This window comes from Paenibacillus graminis, assembly GCF_000758705.1.
Classification (GTDB): domain Bacteria; phylum Bacillota; class Bacilli; order Paenibacillales; family Paenibacillaceae; genus Paenibacillus_AQ; species Paenibacillus_AQ graminis.
Genome location: NZ_CP009287.1, coordinates 2097581 through 2110017, shown reverse-complemented (window position 1 = coordinate 2110017; position 12437 = coordinate 2097581). Strand labels below are relative to the sequence as shown.

Here is a 12437-nt window from a genome sequence, read left to right as displayed (position 1 = left end):
GTTAACTGCGCGCTCCCGCTGGGGGCCGCTTTTAGCGGGGCAGCTCGATGGTTTTGTTGTCGCGTGATTCCTTGTACAGAATGATCGTCTTGCCGATGACCTGCACCAGCTCGGAGCCTGACTGCTCCGCAAGAGCGGCACCGATTTCCTTCGGATCATCCGCATTGTTGTTCAGCACGCTGATCTTCATCAGCTCCCGTTTTTCAATCGCCTCTTCAATATGGCGGATCAGATGATCGTTGACGCCGCCTTTGCCGACTTGAAATACGGCATCCAGATGATGCGCCAGCGAACGGAGATAGCGTTTTTGTTTTCCAGTTAACATAAATGAACAAACTCCTTAATTAACAAATATTATTACCCTTACTTCAACGATCTATATAAGTTGAACCTAGTTTTACATGGTGGGGTATGACCGTTCCGGACTTCTACCCTTTTATGATTTTTTTGGTCCATCTTATATATAAGCTGTTTCTGCTTCAGTCGCCGCCGCCGAGACAATCCATAATCGTCTGCCGCATGATATCCACCGGAGCGCTCCGGCCGGTCCAGTACTCAAGCGAATAAGCTCCCTGGTAGACGAACATGCCAAGGCCGCCGTGAATCCGGCAGCCCCGCTCCAGGCTCTCCTTGAGCAGCCTGGTCTGCAGCGGATTGTAGATCAAATCACTGACGATCATGCCTTGACGCAGCAAGCCGGGGTCGATTGGCATAACGTCTATATGGGGGTACATGCCTACGGAGGTAGTATTGATGACGATATCCATATCGGCAATATAGGCCGCGATCTTATGGTTTCCGATGCCGTTAACCGTACCTTTGGCCTGAAAAGCCTCCGCCAGCTGCTTCGACTTATCCTCGGTCCGGTTGGCTATCACCACTGCCGCCGGATGTTCCAGCAGCAGCGCGGCAATAATCCCCCGAGCCGCCCCGCCGGCCCCAATGACTAGAATCCGGGAGCCTGCCAAATCCGGCGCAGCTTCCGCTTTGAGCGAGCGGACATATCCGATTCCGTCCGTATTGTATCCGGTCAGAACCCCATTGTCGTTGACCACCGTATTGACCGCTCCGACAGCCACCGCGCTGTCATCCAGCCGGTCCATATATTCCATCACCGCTACCTTATGCGGAATCGTCACATTCACCCCGCGGAATCCCAATGTACGGATCGCCTGAATGGCTTCGCCCAAGTGGCCGGGGGCAATATGCAGCGGCACATAGGCTCCCGGAATGCCGAGCGCCTTCAAGGCCGCTGTATGCATAAGCGGGGATTTGGAATGGGCGATCGGGTCGCCCATTACCCCCAGCAGTATATCCTTGTTCCAGTACTGGCCGTTAGCACTTGTCACAGCGTACTCGCCCTCCTATAGATCAGATCAGCGATGGGCGGGTCAGAACCTTAATGCCCCTCGGGACGTGAACAGCCACAACTGCTCCGCCTGTTCCGTTCACCTTGATCCAGCCCAGGCCGGAGATGAACAGATCCGTCTGGCTGTTCCGGCCGATGCGGAACTCGTGGCGCTGCCACTGCGGCAGCTTGTCCATGTCTGCGGTTCCCGGCGGAGACAACAGTTCTCCCCGGTGCTCCTGATAGAGGGAATCCGCGCGTTCCAGCTTCGTGCGGTGAATCTTCAGCGTTCCGCTGATGTAGCAGGTGAAGGATTGGCGTTCCCCCTTCACGAAATCAAAGCGGCCCAGGCCGCCGAAGAACAGGGACTGTCCCTCGTTCAGCTGATACACCGCCGGCTTCAGCGGATTCTCGGGCATGACTGCTCCCAGATCCTTGCGTTCCACCAGTTCACTGTAACGCCAAGGGTATACTATCCCGGGAGTGTCGATGATATAGTGTCCGTCATCCAGAGGAATCTTGACGGTATCGAGCGTGGTTCCCGGATAACGGGAGGTAGTCAGCTCCTGCTCCAGATCACTGTAATCGGAGATCAGCCGGTTAATCAGCGTGGATTTGCCGACATTGGTTGCGCCGACCACATACACATCGCGCTGTCCGCGCAGCTCAGACACGGCCTCCAGCAGACGGTCAAAGCCCTGGTTGCGCTTGGCGCTGCAGAGCACAATCTCCGCCGTCCGCAGGCCATGCTCCTTGCAGCGCTGCTGCATCCAGTTGCGCAGCTTGTTCCAGTTCGTCACCTTGGGCAGCAAATCGCTTTTATTGACTGCCAGAATGATCGGATTGTTGCCTACAAACCGCTGCAGGCCGGAGATCAGGCTGCCTTCAAAGTCAAAAAGATCGACAATATGAATGACAAGCGCATTTTTCTCGCCAACACCGCTCAGCAGATGCAGGAACTCGTCCTGATCCACGGATACGGAAGAAGCTTCATTATAGTTCTTAATACGGAAACAGCGCTGGCAAATCACGGGCTCCCGCTCAAATGCCACCCCCGGAATATAGCCTGGAAGGTCCTTATCCGTGGTCTGCAGCTTAATGCCGCAGCCGCTGCATTTCTCAGGGCGCTTCGTTTCATTCATTGAATTCATTCAGGTTTATCCTCCTCGTGCCACAATCCTTGCTTGCGCAGCCGTGTCGTTGCAATTCTCTCCACCCTGCGGTTGAATCTCGTGCCGATCCCTTCATCCTTAACGGAGATAGGCAATACCAATACCGTATACAACCCCAGCCGGTTGCCGCCGTAGACATCGGTGAGCATCTGATCGCCGACCACAATCGTCTGTTCCGGCGTTAGCCCCATCTGTTTCATTGCTTTCAGGAATGGAGTATTGCTGGGCTTGCGGGCCTGATGCACGAACTCAATATTAAGCGGCGTGGCAAAGCGTGACACCCGGTCCATGTTATTGTTCGATACGATAATGAGCTTGAAGCCAAGCTCCTTCACCTTCGCGAACCATAACAGCAGCTCGGGAGTCGCCAGAGGCGCTTTGGCGCCGACCAGCGTATTATCCAGATCCGTAATGATGCCACGGTAGCCCAGAGCGTACAGCTCCTCAAGAGCAATATCGAATACCGTATTCACCCGGAGTTTGGGTACTAACCTTTCAAACAATACGTTCACCTCGGTTTCTTACGAAAAACTATATCATACTCTTTGCGCTTCGCAAATGAATCAGCAGCGGCCATTGTACGCTCACTGCATCACTTGCTTGACTTGATGCTTTTGCGCAGCCGCAAAGCTTCAGTATACACGCTGCGCCAGTCTTTGTCTTCAATAACCTCGGGGCTGTATTTGGCCCGTTCGAACATGCGCAGCAGCGCCGTGAGATTGCCGGAAGCCGCAGGGCGCTCATGACTCCAGCGGTCCACGGATTCACGGAGCGTTTCATGCTCTTCCTTCAGCATGCCCTTCCTGCGGACATACCTTACCCAACGCGCGGTTTCTGCTTCAACTTTTTGAACCGGAGACAGCGGCTGGCCGTTGCTGAGCCGCTGCAGGAAGAAGCGCAGGGTGAACCGCCGCTGCCAGAGCAGGAACCCTGCCCACGCCAGGATCACAACCGCTGCCGCTGCCACGATCCATATTTTCGGATGAAAGCTCTGCTCCTGTGTTCCCTTATTCACTTCCACCGGTTCGGGCTGGTTTTGCTCTTCTTCAGGTGCGGCGGTCGGTTGTGGCGCAGTATCTTCGCTTTGTGCCAGCAATGGTGCCGTGAACCCCGGGGTCGCCTCGACCGGAATCCAGCCGTAATCCCCAAAATAGACCTCCGCCCAGGAATGGGCATCCGCATTGGTAATCGTATAGTTATTGTTAACCAGTGTGCCTCCCTGCTGAACGGCAAGGTTGTCCGGAAGCTGGGCCTGCTCGCCTGGCGCATAGCCCTTCACCCAGCGGGCCGGAATATCCAGTGAACGGGCCATGGTCACAAGCGCAGTGGAATAATAGTCACAATAGCCTTCCATAATTTCGAACAGGAAGCTTTCGACAAGGTCTTTGCTTTTGCGCCGTGACAGATCCGGCTGATTGGTGTAGGGAAACGATTGCTGCAAATATTGCTGCAGAAGCGCTGTTTTTTCATAAGGGGTCTTCCCCTGCGCGGTAACCTTTTCCGCCAGCTCTCTGACCCGCTTCGGGAAGTTTCCGGGAAGCTGCAGGTACTGCTGATCAATATCAAGCCCGCCATAGAGCTGCTCATAGGTCTGCTTGTTCAGTTCCTGAATGGGAACCACAGGCACCTGCGAAGTCAGCACATATTCTCTCGGATACGCTCTGCTGTTCTCCACGGATTTCCACAGCAGTTCGCTGCCCTCGCTTCTCCAGAGCAAACCGCCGCTGGAATCTGTACCATTCACCGAGTTGACCTTCGAAATGGACAGGCCCCCGAACAGCACCGGATAGGCATTCCCCCCCAGTATCTTTACGGTCTGTTTCAGCTCTCTTGTCTGGACCTTGGAGGCCCTATTCTGCTCCAGCGGCTGGCCGACCTCGCCCCCTTTCAGCTCTCCTCTGGCGAACGGGTCGTCGTCACTCCAACCGGAGCCTGAATATACGCTGCGGGTCTCTCCGCGCATATACGTGCGCAGATCCGTGGTTACAGTCATTACCGGCGAATAATCGAAGTTGAAGCCCCCACCCAGATTATTGTCATCGGTACTATACCCGGAGGTGGTGCTGCCTGCAGAGGCTGTACCGGTTCCGTTATCGGATGTTCCGGTGGCTCCGGAACCCGAACCGCTTCCCTTGCCGTTCCATTCCTGCCATGCGGTATAGGGGTCCGTCAGCGTCGGCCGCACTTCAGGCATATTTACGCCGGTAAGAATCACTAGAGAGAAGATAATGGCTACATTAATCGCGATTTTAAAAGGATATTTCAGCAAATGGGTCCAGCCGCGCGGATAATGCAGCTGAAAGCTTCTTAAATGCTGGGTGACCAGCCAGCCCATGCCGGCAAATACGGTCCAAGCCACCTCTTGCCATAGAATAGAAGAAGTAAAAGAGTCCAGCGCAGCAAACGCCGCGATGTTCATTCCGGTAAACATCAGTATCCGCGGCTTGGAGGATACCCACCAGGAGGACAGCAGAAGCAGAACAAGCGCTCCAAACGCAAACCAGATGTACGGTGCCATATGCGACAAGATATCTGGCAGCCTCTCACGCAGCCCCGGCAGCCAGGGATCGCGAACATAGACTCCATAATGCAGAATCATGCGGTAGGTAAGGAATACCCCTGCAACCACTTCAAGCAGCAGCCGGTAGATCACTTTGACGGGTAGAAGAATTTCAATAGCTGCGGCAAAAGCCAGGGTAAGCAGTACTGCGGCGGTTGTTACTTCCAGCCAGAAGGGCTCCGTGTAGGAAACCCACTGCAAGGCAATGACCATCAGCCACAATAGGCTGAAAGAGTGGTGCCATGACGATTTGATTCCATTCCACCAGCGTATCATATGACTCTGTCACCTCCGAGCACCGCGGGGAGCTCCTGCAGCGAACTCACACTGCAGCCTGTTATGCCGCGTGATGCCAGCACATCCATCCACTCCTGGTTGCGGTTCTTGGCAGCCGGGTTATGCACATGAATCTGCGAAGGCGTCATCCCCCGGCTCTCTGCCCAGCGCAGCACATCCAATACCGGCTGGCCCGACTGCGGGCTGATCAGCACAAAATAGGAACCTTTGGGGAACATGCGGTACGCCTTCTCCAGCCTTGTAATCAGCGGTCCCCGGCCTTCAGCATTGATATCGATTAAATATTGGATCATTTTCTGGCGTTCCGCGCTGCCCTCCGCAGGACTGAACACCTTCGTGTTCTTATCCAGGCAGCACATGCCGATCCCGATCCGCTCCCGGATGCCGTAACCCAGCAGCGAGGAAGTGACCGAAACGGCAAGCTCGAACTGATTGCTGCTGCCATAGGCTGAAGCGCTGCCGTCCAGCACCAGCACGGTTTTGGGAATAGATTCGTGCTCGAATTCCTTCGACTTCCAGTCGCCTGTCTTGGCTGTGGCGTTCCAGTGAATGCGGGTCAGCCGGTCACCGTAGACGTAATCGCGGACGCCGTTGATTTGCGTAGTCTCGCGCCGCGAGGGAACCAGGGAAGCCTGTGGCCCGGCCAGCCGGGCTCTCCGCTCATACAGCTGCCAGCGCGGAACGAATACCGAGCGCGGCAGAACGCGGAATTGGCCCTCGGCGTGAAACGTTCCTTTGTGCTCCACAAGACCGAAGATATCCTCCGCGAGGATATCCGTACCTTCAAAGGTATAATGGCCCCGTTCAAGCGCCGGAGTCTGAAAATGCAGTTCCCCCCTGCCCTTCAGGTTCGGGATGAGACTCTCCTCGAAAACCCAGGATTCCCCGTTGTGGCGCTTCAGTATTTCTCTTACCACTACATACGGCAAGGGCAAAAAACCCGGAATGGCAATGCTCAGCTTCACCCGCAGGAACCCGCCGGCATATAATAAATCAGGCTTGTCCTGCTCGGAATACAGGCTGCGTGTGCCTCTGGCCCGGCGGACGCCGCCCAGGCCCCCGATGATTAAATACAGCAGCAGCACTGTGACCATGATAAACAGCATGAAGGAAGTTTTGCCGCCCTGAAAGAGTACATAGAGCAGCGTGATGCCCCAAATGGCGAGAACTCCGGCGAGTTTGCCGGGCTGGATGACCGCCGCAGCCCCGGATAGATAGCTCTTCATCTTACTGCCTCATCGTGACAGGCACGTGAATGCTCTGCAGCAGCTTCTGCAGCAGCGTGTCCACATTAACGTTGTCCAGACGCGACTCCGGACGCAGCAGAATACGGTGTCCCAGGGCATAAGGGGTCAGAATCTTCACATCATCAGGCAGCACATAATCGCGTTCCTGCAGGAACGCATAAGCCTTGCAGGCCATCATGAACGAGAGCGAAGCCCGGGGGCTTGCCCCGAGCAGCACCAGCGGGTGTTCCCGGGTCTGCCGGACCACATCCAGCAGATAATTCAGAACGGGATCACTGATGTAGACAGAGCGGATTTCCTCCTGAATGGCTGCAATCTGGTCCATGCCGGTAACGGGGGACAGCCTGTCCACCGGCTGGCCCTCCTGATGGCTCATCAGCAGATTCTTCTCGGTATCCGCATCCGGATAACCCAGGCTGATCCGCAGCATAAAGCGGTCAAGCTGGGCTTCCGGCAGCGTATAGGTGCCTTCAAAGTCAATGGGATTCTGCGTTGCACAGAGCATAAACGGATGAGGAAGCGGATACGTCTCTCCATCCACAGTAACATTCCGCTCCTCCATCACTTCAAGCAGTGCAGACTGCGTTTTGGTGGTGGCGCGGTTGATCTCATCGGCGAGAAGAATATTGGTCATGACCGGGCCCGGACGGAAATGGAACATTTCATCGCGCGGATGATAGACGGACACCCCGGTGATATCGCTTGGCAGAATGTCCGGATTGCACTGAATCCGGCGGTATTCACCGGACATGGATCTTGACAGCGCCCGTATAAGCTGGGTTTTGCCCGTTCCCGGCACATCTTCGATCAGAACATGTCCGCCGGCAAGCAGAGCAGTCAGCAGCAGCTCTATTTCAAATGATTTACCAAGAATACAGGATTCCAGATTATTGCGTACAGCGTTCATAATTTGCATGGATTCTTGACGTACGGGCATATGGGGTAATCCTCCTAAGTCAGAATAAGCAGTAATAATTATATTTTACATGATTAGGGACCCCAAAGTACATTATTGGAAATAACGATCTTGAAGATACGCAAGCAGGTTAGCCTCCAAAAATTAATAACCCGCCTGAATGAAATTTATATTTTTAATAGAAAGTATTAGTCCGAAATCCCTTCAGCCCAAGACCAAAGAAGTCACAGCAATCGAGCGGCGATTTACAGAACGGTTTTATTCAAAAGATAATGGAGAGCAGATTGCATCCCCGGATAGGGCAGCATCTGTATGACTACAGCCTGTTTCCTGGCATGAAATCCACAGAACTGGAATATCGGGCCAAATTAGTCGAGCTATTCTATTCTAAGGATCATGCGATTCTGAAATTTTTTTTGCTGCAGGCCAAGAATGATCCGGATTTCCCTCATCCTTACGCGTCTTTCTAATGATCAGAAACTGTCGGCCCTGCTCTTTAACAAAGACTATGAACCTGAAACCCGACTCTGGCTCGGTATAGATTATAAGGATATCAGCGCTTCGTCATTGAAGCTTTTTGAGCGAACACCTGCCTCTACATAACCGGAAAAGCGGATGGCTGGCCAGCCGCGGGGCAATATCCACAATATAAGAAAAATCATACTATCCTAAATAAGAACAAAATCATCTTTTACAGATTGAAGTTAAAAACTGAAAGGACAGACACCGTTAGTGGAAAAAGTATCCTTAATCGAGCTCATTCAGCTTATGGAGTACCCTATGTGGGAAAAAGTACCACTATTTCACCTAAAAACGGCCGTATGGGATGAATATGCATGAATTAAGTATACAAATTCCAACTAAAACCTTTTGTAGCAAGGATTTGAGCGAATTAGTTTTACTTTTTCCACTTACATCGTGTGAACTTAAGAATCTAACTTGATGTCATAGTTCAACTCATCTAACAGATGTGAACAGAGGCAAGGGTTATGGATTCATGTCCATTCGCAATTGATGCGGACAGGAAATCCGTTATTTAGGCAGAAGGAAACTGTCGATTAGGCGGAACAGGCTTTTCGCCCGGGGAAGAGGTAAAGAATCCGTTATTAGACCAGCCAACAAAAAAGCCGGAAGGGGTTATCCCAGCCAGCTTCGTATATCCTCTATTCTTCTCTCTTAGTACCTGCGCCTTCGCCCGAAACCAGTTCGTTCAGTCCGACAATCAGGCTCTCCAGCTGTTTGAAGCTTTCCACCATGTGACGGGTGATGTTGCGCTGCTCCTCCACGCCTGCCAGAATTTCTTCCGTTGCGGCGCTGGACTGCTCGGTTACACTGGAAAACTCCGTAATTTCTCCGACCACCTTTTCGGAAAAATGCTTCATACCCGCTGAGCTTTGCTCCACATCCCCGGCCTGTGCCAGTACCTTGTGGGCGTTGGTCTGGATGGACTGGAACACCTTCTCTGTGTTCTGTGCGGACTCGCTGCCCGTATGCAGAATCTCAAGGCTCTGTCCAAACTGTGCGATCAGCCCATCGGTCTGCTGCCGGAGGCTTGCAAGCACCTCACTGATGGAATCCGCTGTTTGCCCGGAGCTTTCGGCAAGCTTGCGAACCTCCCCGGCCACTACGGCAAACCCCCGGCCATGCTCCCCGGCTCGTGCCGCTTCTATAGAAGCATTCAATGCCAGCAGATTAGTCTGCCGTGAAATTTGCATAATTCCGTCAAGCATCGTGTGCATGTCCAGACTCCGCTGTGAGAATTCCTGCATCTGCCCGGAGGTGTTGTTCATGACTTCCCGCAGTTCAGCGAATTGGCCTGTAAGCAGGGAGATATTGCTGCTGCCCTCTTCGCTGACCTCTGCCGTGTCCGAGGACAGCTGCTTCATTTCCCGGGAATAGCCGGCCACATCGCGGATGTGCTGATCTGATACGGAAATGGACTCGGTGATATCCGCAATACTGCTTGCCTGATATTCAATGCCTTTGGAGACTTCCTGAAATCCGATAACGACTTCATTGGTAATGGCGTCGACCATCTCCACTTCATCTTTGAAATTCCCGGTAAAAGCATACAGCCCGTCTACTGCCGTTTTCACACGTTCCAGCAAATATTCCACCTGTGTGCCTGAAGCCTCGACCTCCTGCCGCTGCTGCTCGCTTCGAAGGAAGAGCTTGCGGTTTACAATGGATACGCCAAGCATAACGGCGCTGATTAGCACAAACATGCCAAATCCGCCCACATAGGCCAGGAAATCCGGATTGGCACCAGCCTCTGAGTGTCCTGTAACGACCTGAATAAAGATATTAACAGCATTCACGCCCGCCGCAATCGCAAAATAATGATAATTCGGGTAAAACAGCAGCATCGAGCAAAACAGCAGCGCCAGCGGAATGTTAACCTCACCCTGGTTCAGGTACACGGATAACGCTCCAATAATAACGGTAAACACCCAAGGGATGACGAGGGTTCCTTTTTTCTTGAGATGAAGCACGGTCAAAACGGCACTCAAAGGAACCACAACTGCATTGCTAATCCACAAGTCCGGCACTTGAAATGCCACAACGACGCCAAGCAGGGCCACAACCCAAAAGGCACAGATAATAATTTTGGTTCTCAACCAAATAATGTTTGTTAATCTTTGATTCTGCAACTCGCACTTCCCCCATCTTATTTATGTTCCCATTCTTACTTTGTTTATCGTCATTATTCGACATGTTTTTAACTGTGAAATGGATCGGATATGGACAGTTCCTTTTTTTGAAGCGTGGACCACAGTGCTTGAATCCAATAAAGAATATCCTGTTGGTTTGTACACATACGTATTATTCCAACTTCCGTTCAATTTTCTAATATTCCACAGCAAAAAAGCCGCCATATCGGCGGCCCCTTGAGCAAAATTATGCAGTTGGTCCACAATGTTTAGCCCTTCGGGCGCACAACAAGCGCGGCCAGGAACGAGAACACTATGGCGGCTGAGATCCCTGCACTGGTTACATCAAATATGCCGGTAACGACTCCAATCCAGCCATCCCGTTCCAGCTCGGTCAGCGCCCCGTGCACCAGGGAATTCCCGAAGCTGGTAATCGGCACACTCGCCCCGGCACCGGCAAATTTCACGAGCGGATCGTATATGCCAAAGGCGTCAGCGGCAGCTCCGGCCACCACCAGCGTACTCATGGTATGGGCAGGTGTCAGCGCCAGCACATCCATCAACAACTGGCCGATGACACAGATGGCACCCCCAACCAGAAAAGCCCATAAATAGATCATGCTCCATCACCCCCCATCTCCAGAGCTACAGCATGGGCCACACATGGAATCGTCTCCCCCTGCTGGTAAGACAGCGGCGAGAGCAGTGCTCCGGTGGCCACAATCAGCACCCGCTTCAGCTCGCCTTTTTTCATCCGCTTGAGGATATGACCGTAGGTTACCGTTGCAGAGCAGCCACAGCCGCTGCCCCCGGCAATTACATATTTCTGTTTGTCCAGATTATAGATCAGCAGGCCGCAGTCATTAAATTCCGTCTGTTCCATGGGAATGCCTTCCTTAGCCAATAAATCCTTGGCAATCGGCAGGCCTACGCTGGCAAGGTCTCCGGTAACAATCAGATCGTAATGCCCGGGCGAAAGGGCGGTGTCGCGGAAATGTGCGGTAATCGTATCCGCAGCGGCCGGAGCCATGGCAGCCCCCATATTAAAAGGGTCCTTGAGGCCAAGGTCCATAATGCGGCCCATCGTTGCCATAACGACATGCGGCCCCGCTGAAGTGCCGTCATCCCGGCCGATGACCGCACAGCCTGAGCCTGTAACGGTATATTGGGCCGTTGGAGGTTTTTGCGAGCCGTATTCGGTGGGATAGCGAAACTGCTTCTCAACAGTACAGTTATGGCTGGATGTTCCCGCCAGTGCATATTTGCCGCCGCCGGAATCTACGATCATTGCGGCAATAGCCAAACTCTCCATGGAAGTGGAGCAGGCTCCAAATACCCCCAGGTATGGCACACCAAGCTTTCTTGCGGCAAAGGAGCTGCTGATGATCTGATTCATCAGGTCGCCGCCCACAAAAAACTCCAGTTGTTCCTGCTCCAGCGAAGCATTGATGAGCGCCAGCTTGGAGGCTTTTTCGAAAAGGGCGCGCTCGGCCTTCTCCCATGTTTTCTCACCCATTTTCAGCGAGTCATAAATAAAATCAAAATCTGAAGTCAGAGGCCCCTCCCCTTCCTCTGGGCCAACAACTGCAGAGGAGCCGAGAATAACCGGACGGGTAGTATACTGCCACGTCTGGCTGCCAAGCTGCTTCATAAATGTCCACCTCCAAAGCCCATAATGGCATAGATTATGCCTACGACAAATGCGGCGACTACCCCGAACACAATAACAGATCCAGCCAGCTTGAACATGTTCGCGCCTACCCCAAGCACCAGCCCCTCCGCCCGGTGCTCAAGCGCTGCGGAGCACATGCTGTTGGCGAACCCCGTGACAGGAACTGCCGTGCCTGCACCGCACCATTGCGCAAGCTTGTCGTATACGCCAAAGCTGGTCAGAATCACGGAGATCAGGATCAGTACAGCAACAGTGGGGCTGGCAGCTTCCTTTGAGGTCATATCAAAAATCGACATAAACGCCTCCTGGATGCCTTGTCCGATCAAACAGATCAAACCGCCAGAGAGGAAGGCACGGATGCAGTTCTTAAACACCGGACGGGACGGGACGTAAGGCTTGGACAATTTTTCATAATCGTCCGGGGTCAGAGTATCAAGCTTCAGCTTAACACCTGATTTTCTGGTTTTTGCCGGCAAATCGGGACACCTCCGTAAAAGGGATGCGAAAGAGAGGCCTGCGCCCATAAGACTCAGGCCTCTCCCTTCGTTTAGAAGTTTTTCCTTATTGTTCGCCA

At 53.1% G+C, this 12437-nt stretch carries 11 protein-coding genes; all 11 read right to left on the bottom strand.

Features of this window, described 5'->3' with window-relative positions:
- Positions 1–31: 31 nt before the first annotated feature.
- The gene (yhbY, locus tag PGRAT_RS08575) at positions 32–325 is read right to left on the bottom strand and encodes a ribosome assembly RNA-binding protein YhbY (RefSeq protein WP_019912522.1); all 294 of its coding nucleotides are present in this window, start codon (positions 323–325) and stop codon (positions 32–34) included.
- 154 nt (positions 326–479) lie between these two features.
- Positions 480–1349 (bottom strand): shikimate dehydrogenase, encoded by an 870-nt coding sequence (gene aroE, locus PGRAT_RS08570; RefSeq protein ID WP_081954741.1) that lies wholly within the window; start codon positions 1347–1349, stop codon positions 480–482.
- A gap of 22 nt (positions 1350–1371) precedes the next feature.
- Positions 1372–2490, bottom strand: coding sequence for a ribosome biogenesis GTPase YqeH (gene yqeH, locus PGRAT_RS08565; protein ID WP_036706527.1), 1119 nt, complete (start codon positions 2488–2490; stop codon positions 1372–1374).
- Positions 2491–2495: 5 nt separating this feature from the next.
- On the bottom strand, positions 2496–3023 hold the full coding sequence (locus PGRAT_RS08560; RefSeq protein ID WP_025708220.1) for a YqeG family HAD IIIA-type phosphatase: 528 nt from the start codon (positions 3021–3023) through the stop codon (positions 2496–2498).
- Between the two features lie 89 nt (positions 3024–3112).
- Positions 3113–5356 carry a DUF4129 domain-containing transglutaminase family protein gene (locus tag PGRAT_RS08555; protein WP_025708221.1) on the bottom strand — a complete coding sequence of 748 codons (2244 nt, stop codon included), beginning with the start codon at positions 5354–5356 and terminating at the stop codon, positions 3113–3115.
- Positions 5353–6603, bottom strand: a complete 1251-nt coding sequence (locus tag PGRAT_RS08550) for a DUF58 domain-containing protein (protein ID WP_025708222.1) — start codon at positions 6601–6603, stop codon at positions 5353–5355. The genes PGRAT_RS08555 and PGRAT_RS08550 overlap by 4 nt, the downstream gene beginning before the upstream one ends.
- 1 nt (position 6604) lies before the next feature.
- On the bottom strand, positions 6605–7561 hold the full coding sequence (locus PGRAT_RS08545) for an AAA family ATPase (protein ID WP_025708223.1): 957 nt from the start codon (positions 7559–7561) through the stop codon (positions 6605–6607).
- A gap of 1142 nt (positions 7562–8703) precedes the next feature.
- A complete protein-coding gene (locus tag PGRAT_RS08535) occupies positions 8704–10191 on the bottom strand; it encodes a methyl-accepting chemotaxis protein (protein WP_025708225.1) in 1488 nt (495 codons plus the stop codon).
- Positions 10192–10460: 269 nt separating this feature from the next.
- On the bottom strand, positions 10461–10811 hold the full coding sequence (gene spoVAE / locus PGRAT_RS08530; protein WP_025704505.1) for a stage V sporulation protein AE: 351 nt from the start codon (positions 10809–10811) through the stop codon (positions 10461–10463).
- Entirely contained in the window at positions 10808–11842 is a 1035-nt protein-coding gene (spoVAD, locus tag PGRAT_RS08525; RefSeq protein WP_042266389.1) for a stage V sporulation protein AD, read from the bottom strand. The genes spoVAE and spoVAD overlap by 4 nt, the downstream gene beginning before the upstream one ends.
- Positions 11839–12339, bottom strand: a complete 501-nt coding sequence (gene spoVAC / locus PGRAT_RS08520; RefSeq protein ID WP_025709224.1) for a stage V sporulation protein AC — start codon at positions 12337–12339, stop codon at positions 11839–11841. The genes spoVAD and spoVAC overlap by 4 nt, the downstream gene beginning before the upstream one ends.
- Positions 12340–12437 lie beyond the last annotated feature (98 nt).

What these genes read in the sequence shown, in the direction of transcription:
- yhbY (WP_019912522.1), bottom strand. Translation starts at nt 325, where the DNA reads ATGTTAACTGGAAAACAAAAACGCTATCTCCGTTCGCTGGCGCATCAT.
- yqeH (WP_036706527.1), bottom strand. Translation starts at nt 2,490, where the DNA reads ATGAATGAAACGAAGCGCCCTGAGAAATGCAGCGGCTGCGGCATTAAG.
- PGRAT_RS08555 (WP_025708221.1), bottom strand. Translation starts at nt 5,356, where the DNA reads ATGATACGCTGGTGGAATGGAATCAAATCGTCATGGCACCACTCTTTC.
- PGRAT_RS08550 (WP_025708222.1), bottom strand. Translation starts at nt 6,603, where the DNA reads ATGAAGAGCTATCTATCCGGGGCTGCGGCGGTCATCCAGCCCGGCAAA.
- PGRAT_RS08545 (WP_025708223.1), bottom strand. Translation starts at nt 7,561, where the DNA reads ATGCCCGTACGTCAAGAATCCATGCAAATTATGAACGCTGTACGCAAT.
- spoVAE (WP_025704505.1), bottom strand. Translation starts at nt 10,811, where the DNA reads ATGATCTATTTATGGGCTTTTCTGGTTGGGGGTGCCATCTGTGTCATC.
- spoVAD (WP_042266389.1), bottom strand. Translation starts at nt 11,842, where the DNA reads ATGAAGCAGCTTGGCAGCCAGACGTGGCAGTATACTACCCGTCCGGTT.